13 protein-coding genes are annotated in these 15,765 nt (G+C 71.0%); 10 read left to right on the top strand and 3 right to left on the bottom strand.

Annotated elements, in window-relative coordinates; translation table 11 throughout:
* Positions 1-6: 6 nt before the first annotated feature.
* The gene (locus ACX80U_RS15815) at positions 7-564 is read right to left on the bottom strand and encodes an FMN-binding protein (protein WP_459269112.1); all 558 of its coding nucleotides are present in this window, start codon (positions 562-564) and stop codon (positions 7-9) included.
* 239 nt (positions 565-803) lie between these two features.
* On the opposite strand from ACX80U_RS15815, the gene argS reads away from it, so the two are divergent.
* From argS to ACX80U_RS15765, 10 genes are all read left to right on the top strand, one after another.
* Positions 804-2,444 (top strand): arginine--tRNA ligase, encoded by a 1,641-nt coding sequence (argS, locus tag ACX80U_RS15810; RefSeq protein WP_459269111.1) that lies wholly within the window; start codon positions 804-806, stop codon positions 2,442-2,444.
* 2 nt (positions 2,445-2,446) lie between these two features.
* Complete coding sequence (lysA, locus tag ACX80U_RS15805; protein ID WP_459269110.1) at positions 2,447-3,976, top strand: diaminopimelate decarboxylase; 1,530 nt, start codon at positions 2,447-2,449, stop codon at positions 3,974-3,976.
* Positions 3,973-5,301, top strand: coding sequence for a homoserine dehydrogenase (locus ACX80U_RS15800; protein WP_208741511.1), 1,329 nt, complete (start codon positions 3,973-3,975; stop codon positions 5,299-5,301). Before lysA ends, ACX80U_RS15800 begins: the two co-directional genes overlap by 4 nt.
* Positions 5,302-6,405, top strand: coding sequence for a threonine synthase (thrC, locus tag ACX80U_RS15795; protein ID WP_133080856.1), 1,104 nt, complete (start codon positions 5,302-5,304; stop codon positions 6,403-6,405). It begins immediately after the preceding gene.
* A 1-nt stretch (position 6,406) separates the two neighbouring features.
* Complete coding sequence (thrB, locus tag ACX80U_RS15790) at positions 6,407-7,405, top strand: homoserine kinase (protein ID WP_459269109.1); 999 nt, start codon at positions 6,407-6,409, stop codon at positions 7,403-7,405.
* Between the two features lie 332 nt (positions 7,406-7,737).
* Positions 7,738-9,813, top strand: a complete 2,076-nt coding sequence (rho, locus tag ACX80U_RS15785) for a transcription termination factor Rho (RefSeq protein WP_459269108.1) — start codon at positions 7,738-7,740, stop codon at positions 9,811-9,813.
* A 134-nt stretch (positions 9,814-9,947) separates the two neighbouring features.
* Positions 9,948-11,027 (top strand): peptide chain release factor 1, encoded by a 1,080-nt coding sequence (prfA, locus tag ACX80U_RS15780; protein WP_133080853.1) that lies wholly within the window; start codon positions 9,948-9,950, stop codon positions 11,025-11,027.
* Positions 11,028-11,029: 2 nt separating this feature from the next.
* The gene (prmC, locus tag ACX80U_RS15775; protein WP_459269107.1) at positions 11,030-11,899 is read left to right on the top strand and encodes a peptide chain release factor N(5)-glutamine methyltransferase; all 870 of its coding nucleotides are present in this window, start codon (positions 11,030-11,032) and stop codon (positions 11,897-11,899) included.
* Entirely contained in the window at positions 11,896-12,867 is a 972-nt protein-coding gene (locus tag ACX80U_RS15770; protein WP_459269106.1) for a glycosyltransferase, read from the top strand. Before prmC ends, ACX80U_RS15770 begins: the two co-directional genes overlap by 4 nt.
* Before the next feature lie 81 nt (positions 12,868-12,948).
* The gene (locus tag ACX80U_RS15765) at positions 12,949-13,680 is read left to right on the top strand and encodes an L-threonylcarbamoyladenylate synthase (RefSeq protein WP_459269105.1); all 732 of its coding nucleotides are present in this window, start codon (positions 12,949-12,951) and stop codon (positions 13,678-13,680) included.
* A 6-nt stretch (positions 13,681-13,686) separates the two neighbouring features.
* Here ACX80U_RS15765 and ACX80U_RS15760 read toward each other — a convergent pair whose 3' ends face one another.
* Positions 13,687-14,643 (bottom strand): NAD-dependent epimerase/dehydratase family protein, encoded by a 957-nt coding sequence (locus ACX80U_RS15760; protein ID WP_459269104.1) that lies wholly within the window; start codon positions 14,641-14,643, stop codon positions 13,687-13,689.
* Positions 14,640-15,626: a glycosyltransferase gene (locus tag ACX80U_RS15755; protein WP_459269103.1), complete on the bottom strand. Its 987-nt coding sequence runs from the start codon at positions 15,624-15,626 to the stop codon at positions 14,640-14,642. The genes ACX80U_RS15760 and ACX80U_RS15755 overlap by 4 nt, the downstream gene beginning before the upstream one ends.
* Positions 15,627-15,765 lie beyond the last annotated feature (139 nt).

Raw genomic sequence — 15,765 nt, 5'->3', positions numbered from 1 at the left:
ATCGGCCTAGAGCCGGGCCTCGCTCTTGATCTTGCCGGTCGCCTCGTTGAAGCCTCCGCTGGTCAGCGAGGACCCGGCCACCTTGTCCACGGAGAGCTCGTCGAGCTTCTTGCCGACGATCGCGTCGGAGATCCCGCCCGCGAAGCGTCCCTGGTACGTCTTCGTGGTCGGGTTGTCGGGCATCGGCTCGACCTCCACGGCTGTGACGACGTCGGCCTCCAGCGTGAGGGTCACCCCCACCTCCTCCGGACCGGCGGGGGACTGGTAGGAGCCGTCCTGGGTGTAGGTGCCGTCCTTGTAGACCTGGCCACCGGTTCCGGCCCCGCCCGGAGTCCCGGGGTCGGCGGGTGCCGCCGACCCGGCGTCGGGGTCGCCGGCCGCGGACGTCGTAGGAGCAGCGGCGGGTGCCTCGTCGGCAGGTGATCCGGCCTCGGCGCCGGCGCAGCCCGTCACGCCGAGGATCGAGACGGCGGCGAGAGCGGTCAGCACCCGTTGGTGGATGGAGAACTCCGAGCGTCCCCGTGTTCCGGTCGGGGATGTCTCCGTCAGGCCTGTACTGGTCATGTGGTTGCTCCTGGTGATCGCCGGGCGGAACGCCCGCGCCGAAGAATTGGTTTAAACCGAAAGTAACGCGTCCGTACCGTTCAACGTCCTAGTGCGGGATTCGTTTCTGCGCGCGCCGGAGACGGGCCTCGCAGGCCTGCTCGGGCCCGTGCCCCCTGCGGAGGCGGCGCATCCAGGAGCCGACATGGGCCGCGTCACGAAAATCAGGGTGCCGGGGACGGCGCCGCTATGCTTGACGGGTGACTCCCGAAGAACTCTCTGCCGCTATATCCGCATGCCTGAAGGCCGCCGTCGAGGCGGGTGACCTCAGCATCGACCTCCCCTCCGAGGTGCGGGTGGAGCGACCGAAGAACCGGGAGCACGGCGACTGGGCGACCAACATCGCCCTCCAGCTCGGCAAGAAGGCGGGCATGAACCCGCGGACCTTCGCCCAGCTCCTGAGCGACCGCCTCGCCGCGATCGATGGCGTGAAGAGCGTCGACATCGCCGGTCCGGGCTTCCTCAACATCACGCTCGACGCCGGGGCCGCGGGCGAGCTGGCCCGCACGATCGTCGAGGCCGGCCCCGCCTACGGCACCAACGAGGCACTCGCGGGCCACACCATCAACATGGAGTTCGTATCGGCCAACCCGACGGGTCCGCTGCACCTCGCCCACACGCGGTGGGCCGCCCTCGGTGATTCCATCGCGCGCGTACTCCGGGCCAGCGGTGCACAGGTGACCACGGAGTACTACATCAATGACGCCGGCACCCAGATGAACAACTTCGCAGCTTCCGTGCTTGCGACCATCAAGGGCCGACCGACGCCGGAGGGCGGTTACCCCGGCCAGTACATCGCCGATCTCGGCCGCTCCGTCCTCGCCGACCGCCCCGAGGTCGCGGACCTGGACGACGACACCGCGCTCCCGATCGTGCGCGCCCTCGCCTACGAGGCACAGATGGCCGACATCAAGGAGACGCTGGCGGACTTCGGAGTGCACTTCGACGTGTTCTTCTCCGAGTCCGCACTGCACGACGGCGGCGCCGTGGAGCAGGCTGTCGACCGCCTGCGCGAGCAGGGCCACGTGTTCGACGAGGACGGCGCCGTCTGGCTCCGCACGACCGACTTCGGCGATGACAAGGACCGCGTCCTCATCAGGGCCAACGGCGAGCCCACGTACTTCGCCTCCGACGCTGCGTACTACCTCTCCAAGAAGGACCGGGGCTTCCCCGAGAAGATCTACCTCCTCGGAGCGGACCACCACGGCTACATCGGTCGCCTCAAGGCCATCGCGGCCTGCGCCGGCGACGACATGGAGGAGAACATCCAGGTCCTCATCGGCCAGATGGTGTCCGTGAACGGCGCCCGGCTCTCCAAGCGCGCCGGCAACATCATCGAGCTGCGGGACCTGCTCGACTGGCTCGGCAAGGACGCGTTGCGCTACTCCCTCGGACGGTCGCCGGCCGACTCGGCCATGTCCATCGATCCCGAGCTACTGCGGAAGAACACCAACGAGAACCCCGTGTTCTACGTGCAGTACGCCCACGCCCGGACGCACGCCGTCGCGCGCAATGCGGTGTCCGCGGGAGTGGACACCAGCACCTTCGACGCCGCGTCGCTCGCCCACCCCACGGAGGGCGAGCTGCTGGCGGCGCTCGGACAGTTCCCCGGCGTCGTCGCGCAGTCCGCGACCTTCCGCGAGCCGCACCGCGTGGCCCGGCACCTCGAGGTCATCGCGGGGACGTACCACCGCTGGTACGACGCGTGCCGGGTCGCCCCGCTCGGCGACGCCGCCGTCGAGGACGTGCACCGCTCGCGCCTGTGGCTGAACAACGCGACGCAGCAGGTCCTGGCCAACGGCCTGGACCTCCTCGGCGTGTCCGCGCCGGAGAGGATGTAGCCGTGGCCGCCGAAGCATCCCCGCTCGCACCGGACTGGCTGTCCGTCCCCGCCGACCAGGCCCGGCTCGATGCCAAGCTGTGGGCCGAGGACGTGGACCGCGGGACGGACGGCGTGCTGCAGGTCGACGGGATCCCCGTGACCGAGCTCGCCCGGCAGTACGGCACGCCCCTCTTCGTGATGTCCGAGCGCGACTTCCGGACCCGAGCCGCCACGTTCCGCGACGCGTTCGATCACGCCTTCCGTGACCTGTGCGGGGGAGTGGACGTGTTCTACGCCGGCAAGTCCTTCCTCTGCAGCGAGGTGGCGCACTGGGTCCGCGAGGAGGGCCTCGGACTCGACACCTGCTCGGGCGGGGAGCTCGCCGTGGCCCTGCGCGCCGGGATGCCGGGACACCGGCTCGGGCTGCACGGGAACAACAAGTCGGCCGCCGAGATCACCCGCGCCATCGATGCCGACCTCGGCCGGATCGTCGTCGACAGCCTGCAGGAGGTCACCCTGGTCGGCGACCTCGCCGTGCAGCGCGGCCGCAGGGCGAACGTCATGATCCGCCTGACGCCCGGGGTCCACGCGCACACGCACGAGTTCATCGCCACGGCCCACGAGGACCAGAAGTTCGGCCTGTCGCTCACCACCGAGCAGGGCCCGGGACAGGACGACGTGCAGGACGACGGCGCGTCGTCGCCCGCTGCCCGCGCGGTCGCCGACGCCCTCGCCCACCCGGGCATCAACCTCCTCGGAGTGCACTGCCACATCGGGTCGCAGATCTTCGAGCCCGAGGGCTTCGAACTCGCGGCCCAGCGGCTGCTCGGTTTCCTCGCCGGAGTGCGTGACCGGCACGGCGTCGAACTGCCCGAGCTCGATCTCGGCGGCGGCTACGGCATCGCCTACACCGAGGCGGACGAACCTCGGCCGGCAGCGGAGATCGCCCGTGCGATGGCCGCCGTCGTCGGATCCACCTGCCGCGAGCTGGGGCTGCGGGTACCGCGGATCTCGATCGAGCCGGGCCGCGCGATCGTGGGTCCCACCACCTTCACCCTCTACACCGCCGGCACCACGAAGACCGTGCGCGTGGACGCGGCCGCGAACGGATCGGAAATCGTCCAGGACACGAGCGTTACGCACCCGCGCCGTTATGTGTCGGTGGACGGCGGCATGAGCGACAACGCCCGTCCGGTGCTCTACGGCGCGGATTACTCGGCCGTGCTGGCCTCGAGGACGTCCGCAGCCGATCTCCTGCTCTCCCGTGTGGTTGGGAAACACTGCGAGAGCGGTGACATTGTGGTGCGGGACGTCTACCTCCCGGAGGACACCGGAGCCGGCGACCTCCTCGCCGTCCCGGGCACCGGAGCCTACTGCTGGGTGTTGTCGAGCAACTACAACTACCTTCCGCGCCCGCCCGTCGTGGCGGTGGCCGACGGGGCAGCCAGGCTCATCGTCCGCGGCGAGACCGAGGAGGACCTGTTCCGCAGGGACGTCCAGCGCGAACCCGCCGTACCCGTCCCGGATCCAGGAGCTTCACACACCGCATGAATGCACCAGCAACGACCCCCGCACCCCTGCGCGTAGCCCTGCTGGGCTGCGGCAACGTCGGCTCCCAGGTGGCCCGCATCCTCCTCGAGAACGCGGAGGACCTCGGCCGCCGCGCGGGCGCACCCCTCGAACTCGTCGGCGTCGCCGTCCGCACCCTGGACGCGCGCCGCGACGTCGAGCTCCCGGAGGGACTCCTCACGACGGACGCGGAGTCGCTCGTCGAGGACGCCGACATCGTGATCGAGCTCATGGGCGGCATCGAGCCGGCCAAGTCCCTCATCCTCCGGGCGATCCGGCATGGGGCCACCGTCGTCAGCGGCAACAAGGCCCTCCTCGCGCAGGACGGGCCGGAGCTCTACGAGCAGGCAGACGCCGCCGGGGTGCAGCTGTCCTACGAGGCGGCCGTCGCCGGGGCGGTGCCCATCCTCCGGCCCATCCGCGACAGCCTGTCGGGGGACCGCATCACGCGCGTGCTCGGCATCGTGAACGGCACCACGAACTACATCCTCGACCAGATGGACTCCACCGGGGCATCCTTCGCGGACGCACTGAAGGCCGCCCAGGACCTCGGCTACGCCGAGGCGGATCCCACCGCCGACGTCGAGGGCCATGATGCCGCCGCGAAGGCCGCGATCCTCGCCTCCCTGTCCTTCCACACGCGCTTCGCCCTCGAGAACGTTCACTGCGAGGGCATCACGACCGTCACTGCCGACGACATCGCCGCCGCGACCGAGGACGGCTACGTGATCAAGCTGCTGGCCATCGCGGAGATGCTCACGGACGACGCCGGCGCAGCCGGGGTCGGCGTGCGCGTCCACCCGACCCTCCTGCCGCGGTCGCACCCGCTCGCAGCGGTCCGTGGCGCCTTCAATGCCGTCTTCGTCGAGGCGGAGAACGCCGGCGAACTCATGTTCTACGGTCAGGGAGCCGGTGGCACCCCGACGGCGTCGGCCGTGCTCGGCGACGTCATCAGCGCCGCGCGCCGCATGGTGCTCGGCGGTCCCGGCCGCACCGAGACCACCACCGGCCACGTTCCGCCGCTGAGCATCGACACCGTCCGGACGAGCTACTGCATCGGCCTGCAGGTCGCCGACCAGCCCGGGGTCCTGGCGCGCATCGCGCAGATCTTCGCCGAGAACGGCGTCTCCATCGAGACGATGCGCCAGCGCATCCACCAGGGCGGTGCCGACGGCGGCACCACCGCCGAACTGAGGATCGTCACCCACCGTGCCCCCGAGGCGTCGCTCGCGGCGACCGTCAAGCAGGTCGCGGCGCTCGACGTCATCACCGCCGTCTCATCCGTGCTCCGAGTAGAGGGAATCTAAGTGGCCCACCAGTGGCGCGGAGTCATCCGCGAATACGCCGAACGACTGCCCGTGACGGATGCGACCGAGGTCATCACCCTCGGTGAGGGCGGAACGCCCCTCGTGCACGCACGGCACCTGTCCGAGCTGACGGGCTCCACCGTCTACCTGAAGGTCGAGGGCATGAATCCCACCGGGTCCTTCAAGGACCGGGGCATGACGATGGCCATGACCGCCGCCGTCGCGGCCGGCGCGAAGGCCGTGGTGTGCGCATCGACGGGCAACACCTCGGCATCGGCCGCCGCGTACGCCACGCAGGCGGGCATCACGTGCGCCGTGCTCGTGCCGGACGGCAAGATCTCCATGGGCAAGCTCAGCCAGGCCATCGCCCACGGCGCCCAGCTCCTGCAGGTCAACGGCAATTTCGACAACTGCCTCGACGTCGCGCGGAAGCTCGCGGAGGCCTATCCCGTCTTCTTGGTGAACTCCGTGAACCCGGCGCGGCTCGAGGGGCAGAAGACCGCGGCCTTCGAGGTCGTCGACACCCTGGGCGACGCCCCGGACTACCACCTGATGCCCGTCGGCAACGCCGGTAACATCAGCGCGTACTGGAAGGGCTACAAGGAGTACGCGGCGCCCTACGCCTCCATGCACCATGGTGAGCTGCCCGCCGTCGCCACCCGGACGCCGATCATGTGGGGTTTCCAGGCGGAGGGCGCGTCGCCGCTGGTCAAGGGCCACCCGATCACGGAACCCGACACCATCGCCACCGCCATCCGGATCGGCAACCCCGCGTCGTGGGACTTCGCCGTCGCCGCCCGCGACGAGTCCGGCGGACTCATCGAGGCCGTGACCGACGAGGAGATCCTCGACGCGCACCGCTGGCTGTCCTCCCGCGAGGGCGTGTTCGTGGAGCCCGCATCCGCTGCAGGCGTCGCCGGGCTGATCAAGAAGCACGCCGAAGGGCTCGTGCCGTCGGGCAAGACGATCGTCATCACGGTCACCGGCCACGGCCTGAAGGACCCGCAGTGGGCGCTGCGCACGGCGGACGGCGCCGACGTGGAGCCCACGAAGGTGGAGTTCGACGTCGTCAGCGTCGCGGCCGCGCTCGGGCTCGAGGACTGACATGGCGGGTGTGCAGGCAGCACCTGCGTCGTCGGAGGTCTCGGAGGTCTCGGACTTCCCGGCCGTCGAGGCAGGCCAGGACGTGGTGGTGCGGGTTCCCGCCACCAGCGCGAACCTGGGGCCCGGCTTCGATACCCTCGGACTCGCGCTGGCGCTGCACGACACCGTGCGTGTCCGCACCACGACGTCGGGCTCGACGACGGTGCGCGCCACGGGGGAGGGGGCGGCCGGACTGCCCGCCGACGAGACCCATCTCGTCGCGAGGTCCCTGATCAGCACGCTGCACCGCGTGGGGCGGCGGGCGCCCGGGCTCGAGCTCGACACCGTGAACGTCGTGCCGCACGGCAGGGGCATGGGCTCCTCCGCCGCGGCGATCGTCGCCGGGGTCCTCGCCGGCAACGCCCTGCTGCCCGCGGACGAGCAACTGGACGCCGCGCACATCCTGCAGTGGGCGGCCTCGATCGAGGGCCACCCGGACAACGTGGCCCCCGCGCTCGGCGGAGCCCTCGCCATCTCCTGGGAGAGCGGCAGGGCCTACCACACCACGCGCGTCGAGGTTCATCCGGACATCATCCCCGTGATCGCCGTCCCGGATCTCGCGCTGTCCACGGAGAGCGCCCGCGCACTCCTCCCGCCGTCGGTCTCGCACCACAGCGCCGCGGCGAATGCCGGCCGTGCCGCGCTCCTGGTCCACGCCCTCGGCGCTGATCCGTCGCTGCTGTTCCCCGCCACGCAGGACTCCCTGCACCAGGACTACCGCGCGCAGGCGATGCTCCCGAGCGCCACCCTCCTGCGAGGCCTCCGTGCGGCGGGATTCGCCAGCACCATCTCAGGGGCCGGACCGAGCGTCCTGACCCTGGCGGTGGGAGAGGCCGGTGCCCGTGCCGCCGAGGACGCCGTCCGGTCGCTCGTCGCACAGGGCGACACGCCCGCGTCCTGGCGGGTCCTCCGGCTCGCGGTGGAGCGGGAAGGTGCTAAAGTGGAGGTGCACCAGGGGTAGGAACGTCGGGCGAATCTTGCGTCTTGCGGAACTACCGTGTCTTTCACCAGACGCCATGTGCTTCTGTTGAGCTGGCCGTCCTCTTCTCTAGACCGCCGCGAAAACTGCAGGTTCCATCAGCAGCAGCACATCCTCCGGTGTAGCCTCCGACCTTATCTTTGTGCGTGCGGATCTCTCCTCCCGCACATCGACATCCGCGGGCTCCCAGCACACGCGGCCCTGCCGGATTGCCTCCGGCTCGGCCGAACCCCGCCTGCTTTCACCTGCGGCACGGGGCAAACCACCGCGGACCACCGATCAGGTGGCCGCCCGACGAGGGGGAAGGATCCTTCGTGACTGAAACCACTGACCTGTTACCAGGTGTGGCCACCCAAGACGCTGAAGCAACCGGCGCAACAACTTCCAAGAGCAGCGGCCTTGCAGGCCTGAAGCTCGCCCAGCTCCAGGCCCTCGCGGGCCAGCTCGGCATCACCGGCGGATCGAGGATGCGCAAGAGCGACCTCGTGTCGGCGATCTCCGACCACCAGCGCGGATCCGCAGTCGCCGACCGCCAGAAGACCCCCGCGGTCCGTAGTGAGCGCAGCGCAGACGCAGAGCGTCCCGCGACCGCCACGGTCCAGACCGGGACCGCCGCGGACAGCGGACAGGACGAGCAGTCGGCTCCGGCCGAGCGCCAGCCCCGCACCCGCAACCGCAACCGCCGCGCGGGCAGCGACGGCGTCGTCTCCGCACCCGCGTCCGACGCCGAACCGGTCGCCACCGAGCAGGTCGAGGCCCCGTCGCGCGACGCCGCCGAGGAGACTCCTGCCGGTGAGCAGCAGGACCGCGACAACGGCGGGCGCAACCAGCGGAACCGCCGCAACCGTCGCGGCGAGGACCGCTCCGAGGCCCAGGCGGGCTCGAACGAGTCCCAGAACGGCTCGCAGGGCGAGGGACGGGGCGACCGCAACGAGCGCCGTTCCCGTTCACGCAACGGTCGCGACGAGGACCGTTCGAACGTTCCGGGCGACGGCCAGAACGACAGCGGCCGCAACGGCAGTGAGCGCAGCGACAACCGTGGCAACGGCTCCAACGGAGCCAATGGCGATGACGACGGCCGCGGCCGCAACCGCCGCAACCGCGCGAACCGCAACGGCACCAGCGGTCCCGAGGACCGCAACAGCCGCTTCCGCGACCGCAACGACCGCAACGAGCGCAACGACCGTCGCCGCAACCGCAACCAGCCCGACGTCGACGACGTCGAGGTGACCGAGGACGACGTCCTGCTGCCGGTCGCCGGCATCCTCGACGTCCTCGAGAACTACGCCTTCGTGCGCACCTCCGGCTACCTGCCGGGCCCGAACGACGTCTACGTGTCGCTCGCCCAGGTCAAGAAGCACAACCTGCGCAAGGGCGACGCCGTCGTCGGCGCGATCCGTGCTCCCCGCGAGGGCGAGACCCAGGCCAGCGCACGCCAGAAGTTCAACGCCCTGGTGCGCGTCACCTCGGTGAACGGCAAGCCCGCCGAGGACCTCAAGGACCGCGTCGAGTTCGCGAAGCTCGTTCCGCTCTACCCCTCGGACCGCCTTCGCCTCGAGACGGACCCGAAGAAGATCGGCCCCCGCGTGATCGACCTGGTGGCCCCGATCGGCAAGGGCCAGCGTGGACTGATCGTCTCCCCGCCGAAGGCCGGCAAGACCCTCATCCTGCAGGCGATCGCGAACGCCATCACGATCAACAATCCTGAGGTCCACCTCATGATGGTCCTGGTCGACGAGCGTCCCGAAGAAGTCACGGACATGCAGCGGACCGTCAAGGGCGAGGTCATCGCCTCGACGTTCGACCGTCCCGCCGACGACCACACCACGGTCGCCGAACTCTCCATCGAGCGCGCCAAGCGCCTCGTGGAGATGGGCATGGACGTCGTCGTGCTGCTCGACTCCATGACCCGCCTCGGACGTGCGTACAACCTCGCCGCTCCGGCGTCGGGCCGCATCCTCTCCGGTGGCGTGGACTCCGCGGCACTGTACCCGCCGAAGCGTTTCTTCGGCGCAGCGCGCAACATCGAGAACGGTGGCTCGCTCACCATCCTCGCCACCGCGCTGGTGGAGACCGGGTCCAAGATGGACGAGGTCATCTTCGAGGAGTTCAAGGGCACCGGCAACATGGAGCTCCGCCTCTCGCGCAGCCTCGCCGACAAGCGCATCTTCCCCGCCGTCGACGTCAATGCCTCCGGAACGCGCCGCGAGGAGAACCTGCTCTCGCCGGACGAGGTCAAGATCATGTGGAAGCTGCGTCGCGTGCTGTCGGGTCTGGAGACCCAGCAGGCACTCGAGCTGCTCACCAACAAGATCCGGGAGACGCAGTCCAACGTCGAGTTCCTGATGCAGGTCCAGAAGACCACGCTGGGCTCCAAGGACTCCGACTAGCAACGGCAGCCGTTCGGGACGGGCCGGCCATCTGGCCGGCCCGCCCCGGGCGGCTTCGTCCGTTAACCGGGGCGGTCGTCCCTGCCCTCCCGACCTTCGTAGACTGGCGGTAGACGCCGAAAGAGGTACACCCGATGTTCGAATCCATCCAGGGACTGCTCGACGAGCACTCCGAGCTGCAGGACCAGCTCGCCGACCCCGCCGTCCACGCCGACCAGGCGCTGGCCCGGAGACTCGGCCGCCGGTACGCGGAGCTCGGCAGGATCGTCGACGCCCACAACCGGTGGACCGCCCTGCACGACGACCTCGAGGCCGCCCGCGAGATGGCGTCGGAGGACCCCGAGTTCGCCGCCGAGGTGCCCGTGCTCGAGGAGCAGCTCGCCACCGCCCAGGAGCGCCTGCGCCGCCTGCTCATCCCGCGTGACCCGAACGACGGCCGCAACGTCATCATCGAGGTCAAGGGCGGCGAGGGCGGTGACGAGGCGGCACTCTTCGCCGGCGACCTGCTCCGCATGTACGCGCGCTACGCCGAATCCCGGGGGTGGAAGACCGAACTCATCTCCGCCAACGAGTCCGACCTCGGTGGCTACAAGGACGTCCAGATGGCGATCAAGGGGTCCTCCAACGACCCCGCCGAGGGTGTCTACGCGCGCCTCAAGTTCGAGGGCGGCGTGCACCGCGTCCAGCGCGTGCCCGTCACCGAGTCGCAGGGCCGCATCCACACCTCCGCCGCAGGCGTCCTCGTGCTGCCCGAGGTCGACGAGCCGGAGGAGGTCGAGATCAGCCAGAACGACCTGAAGATCGACGTCTACCGCTCCTCGGGCCCCGGCGGACAGTCTGTCAACACGACCGACTCCGCGGTACGCATCACCCACCTGCCCACCGGGATCGTCGTCGCGATGCAGAACGAGAAGTCGCAGCTGCAGAACCGCGAGGCCGCGATGCGGGTCCTCCGTTCCCGCATCCTGGCACACGAGCAGGAGAAGATCGACGCCGCGAACTCCGACATCCGCAAGTCGCAGATCCGCACCATGGACCGGTCCGAGCGCATCCGGACCTACAACTACCCGGAGAACCGGATCGCCGACCACCGCACGGGCTACAAGGCCTACAACCTCGACGCCGTCATGAACGGCGATCTGGAGCCCGTGGTGCAGTCGGCCATCGAGATGGACGAGCAGGCCCGCCTGGACGCCATCGGCACGGAAGAGTAGGCGTGGAGGAGGCCCTGCGGGTCGCCGAACAACGGCTCCGCGACGCAGGGGTCCCCAGCCCCCGGGTGGACGCCGAGCTCCTGGCCGCCCACCTGCTCGGCGTCTCCCGCGGGAGGCTCAGGGCGCTGGCCCTGACCGGCGCCCCGGTGCCCGCGGGATTCGAGGCCCTCGTCGACGAGCGCGCACGGCGCGTCCCGCTCCAGCACCTGACCGGGGTCGCCCACTTCCGTCGCGTCGAACTCGCGGTGGGTCCCGGCGTCTTCGTCCCGCGGCCCGAGACGGAGACGGTCGCACAACTGGTGATCGACCGGGCATCGCAGCTCGAGGGACCGAAGATCGTGGACCTCGGGACGGGATCGGGCGCCATCGCCGCGGCCGTGGCCGACGAGGTGCCCGGTGCGGACGTGCACGCCGTCGAGCTCAGCGACCTCGCCCTGGCCTGGGCCGCCCCGAACCTCGAGCCGTTCGGCGTGCAGCTCAGCCAGGGCGACCTGGCGACCGCACTCGCCGACCAGGACGGCACCTTCGACATCGTCGTGTCCAACCCCCCGTACATCCCGGCCGATGCCGTGCCGAACGAGCCGGAAGTGGCGGAGCACGACCCGCAGATGGCCCTCTACGGCGGGGGGGCGGACGGCATGCGCCTGCCGCGTGCCGCGGCCGCCTCCGCCGCCCGCCTCCTTCGGCCGGGCGGATACTTCGTGATGGAGCACGCGGAGGTGCAGGCGCCCTGGGTCGCCGCCTTCCTCGAGCAGGCGGATGTCTGGACGACGATCCGGACGCACCAGGACCTCAGCGGACGGGACCGCGCGACGAGCGCCGTCCTCCGCGCCGGCACGACGCCGGACACCACCGGGAAGGCAGCGCGATGACCGAACGCACCACGGGCCCGGGAGCCGGCGGCCCCCTGACGGTACCCGACGCGACACCCGACGGCGCCGCGACCCGCACCGACACCGTCGCGGTCGCCGCCGTGACCTACGACCGGCACGAGGAGCTCGCGCAGCTCCTGCGCTCCCTGGTGGCGCAGAGCGCCCCGATCGCGACGGTCGCCCTCGTCGACTCGGGCACCCGGCCCGCGACCGACGTCGTCGAGGCCGCCGGCGGGACCATCCACTACCTCCGCTCGGAAGCCAACCTCGGCGGAGCCGGCGGCTTCGCCTTCGCGATCCTCGCGGCGATCGCGAGCGGCGCCCGGTGGATCTGGCTGATGGACGACGATGGGCACCCCGAGGACGAGCGCTGCCTCGCCGAACTGCTGCGCGCCGCCCACGACCACGACCTCGACATCGTCAGCCCGCTCGTCGCCGCGACGTCGGACCCCTCCCGGCTGTCCTTCAACTTCCGCATCAACGGCCTCCTCACCAACGACCGCGCCACGCTGGAGGCGATGGGCTATCTGCCCGACATGGTGCACTTCTTCAACGGTGCGCTGATCCGGGCGGAGGTGTTCGCCACGATCGGCCTGCCGGACATGAAGTTCTTCATCCGGGGCGACGAGGTCGACTTCCTGGCCCGCGTGCGGAAGGCGGGCCTGAAGTACGGCACCCTGGCGACCGTCGCCGTCCGCCACCCGGCCACCTGGTCCGAGATGAAGCCGATCTTCGGCGGCTTCATCACACCCGTCATCCCCGAGGGCGAGTTCAAGCGGTTCTCGTACTTCCGGAACCGCGCCTACCTGGCGCGCAAGTACCGCAACCTCCGCTGGTTCGGCGCGGACGTCATCGGCTTCCCGTACTACTTCCTCACCCAGCGCGACCTCAAGGGGCTCCGCGCCTGGTTCGCCGCCTACTCGGCCGGTCTGCGGGGCACGGGCTTCGGCCCTCCGCCGTCGTCCTGACCTGCACGCCGCCCCGCCCCGCCCTGCCTCGCCGGGTAGCACGATGTGCGGAGCCGCCTGCCCGGATGGAAGGATGGGCAGGTGACAACGAGCTACGACTGTTCCGATCCCGCCCAGCGACGCGACGGCCTCACGGCCGCCCAGCGGGCGGTGTCGCTCAAGCAATGCGTCGTCCTGCCCACGGACACCGTGTACGGGATCGGCGCGGACGCCTTCTCACCACAGGCGGTGGCCACCCTCCTCGCGTCGAAGGGCCGCGGCCGGAACATGCCCCCGCCCGTCCTCATCCCGCGTATCCAGACGCTCGACGGACTGGCGACCGATGTGCACCCGGACGCCCGTCGGCTCGCCGAAGCGTTCTGGCCCGGCGGGCTCACCCTGATCTGCCACGCCCAGCCCTCCCTGACGTGGGACCTCGGCGACACCCTGGGAACCGTCGCCCTCCGCATGCCGGACGACGATGTCGCGCTCGAACTGCTCGGGCTCACGGGCCCGCTCGCGGTGTCGTCGGCGAACAGGACCGGCGCGCCGGCAGCGACGACGGCGGCGGATGCCGCGGCGCAGCTGGCCGAATCGGTCGCCGTGTACCTCGATGCCGGTCCACGCACCGCCGCCGAGGGGACCGGATCCACCATCGTGGACGCCACCGGGGAGACTCTGCGGGTGGTGCGGCAGGGAACCCTCGCGCTGGACCGCCTCCGGGAGGTCGTCCCCGGCATTCTCGACATCGACGGGCATGCCGCGGACGGTGGCCCCGCCGCGCGGGACGACGCCGCCGACGACAGTGCTGCAGGGGGCCAGGCCTCCGCCTGAGCCGCGTCAGTCGGCGGGTGCTCCGCCGTCGTCCGCCCGATCCTGCGCGCGTGCGAGGACCTCACGGACCCGGGGGGCGGGCGGGATGCCCTGCTCCTCCGCCCAGCCCGGTACCTGGTCCTGGCCGAACCACATGAGCTCCACCCGGCGGACGTGCCCGTCGAGCCGGCCGCCCAGCAGGCCCGACAGTGCGTAGCCGCTTCCCACCGCGAGGCGGCACAGCGCCGCGGGCAGGATCCGGGGCCGTCCGCCGGCCGCCTCGAGGACGGTCCGCACGGTGAGTCCTTCCCACGGCTGCAGCACCCTGGACGGGACCGGCCCCGCGTGGCGGCCCACGGCGAGGACCAGACCGGCGAGGGCCTCGACGGACGTGATGGGCGACCTGGCGCTGCCCGGGGAGGCCACCGAGGCGAGGGGCGAGCGCGCGAGGCGGGTCAGCGCCGCCGTCGTCGGCCTGCCGCGCCCCTGCACGGACGTGGCACGGATGGTCACCACCGACAGCGCCGGCTCGTCCGCGGCCACGCGATCGATCGACTGTTCGCCGAGCGCCTTGCTGCGCGAGTACGTCGAGAACGGGTGCACCGTGTCCGTCGCGTCCAGTACCGGCGTCCTGCCCTGCACCGCGGCACTGCTCAGGTGGATGACGCGACCCACGCCCGCGGCCGCCGCGGCCCGGGCCACGACGGCGGGCAGCAGGGCGTTCGCACCCAGCAGTGCCTGCACGTCGCCGGATGACGGGGTCGCGAGTCCGGCGGCGTTCACGACGACGGAATGGCCCGCCATCGCGGCACGGAGGCCGGCGCCGTCGAGGAGCGCCGCTTCAGCGACGAGCGCCTCCGGTGTGTCCGCAGCCGTCACCAGGCGGGGTGCCGCAGCGGGCACCGCGTCCACGCCTGCCGCGCGGAGCGCCCGGAGGACCTCGGAACCGACGAAGCCCGAGCCGCCGAGGACGAGCCAGCTCATGCGGTGCCTCCCTGGCGGCCCGACGGACCGGACAGGGGCGCGAGGGGCGGCTCCGGCTGCCAGTCGGGGTCCTTCAGGATGACCCTGGCAGCCCGCCAGCCGCGCCAGAGGGCGGACAGGCCGGAGAGTGACCGCTCCACCGCCACCAGGCGCAGGACCTCCTTGGCGGCCGAGAGGAAGGTCCCGACGCCGAACGCCACGGCGCTGTGGCGTCCGTGGAGCCGGAGGTAGCGCGCGAGGTGGCCGCGGTTGCGCATGCCGCAGAACCGCGAGAGGTTGCTCGAGTCGTTGAGATGCCGGACCCGGAGGTCCACCTGGCGCTGGGCACGGGTCTTCCGCAGCACGAAGGCGTCGACGTACGCGACGGGATGCCGCTGCGAGATGAGCCAGCCGTACGTCAGGTCGTCCCCGTTGAGGAAGAACCGTGCGTCGGGGAGTCCGGTCTCGCGGACGACGTCGGCCGCCACCAGCATGCCCTCGAAGCAGCCGACATTCGTGTGGAAGACGCGCGACCGGGCGAAGACGTCGCCGCGGACCGGCAGGTGGACGCCGAGGGCCTCGTTCAGGATGTGCTGCCAGAAGAAGGGCTCACCCGCGGAGTCGTACCGGCGGCCGTGGATGCACGAGTAGCGGGGCATCCACGGGGCGAAGGACGCGAGCGCATCGGGGAACACGACGACGTCGTCGTCCATCAGCCACAGCCATTCGGCGCCCTCGGCCAGGGCCCTCGCCATCCCGGCGGCGAAACCACCGGCGCCGCCGGCGTTGTCCGGCAGACGGTGCACGATCAGCGGAACGGGCAGGTCCAGTTCGGCGAGCAGGTCCGCCGTGCCGTCCGTGCTGGCATTGTCGACGACGACCACGCCGGCCGGCGCCGGATCGAGCACCGCGATGGATGCGAGGAGTTCCCGGAGGTGGCCCACCCGGTTGAAGGTGGTGACGACGATGAACACGCTCGGAGAAGCGGCGTCAGGGACGTGCAACGTGTTCCTTCCGGGCCGCGCCAAGGCGGTGCGCAACGGACCAGGCAGAGGCGGTGCAGTTAGTATTCTCGGGTAGTAGCAGTCTATTACACCGTGTTCCGGTCCCGACCGGGCCAGTCCTGCACAGCCGGGCCGGGCA

It is taken from the genome of Arthrobacter sp. TmT3-37, from assembly GCF_054510835.1.
This window is presented reverse-complemented; position numbering and strand designations above follow the sequence as displayed.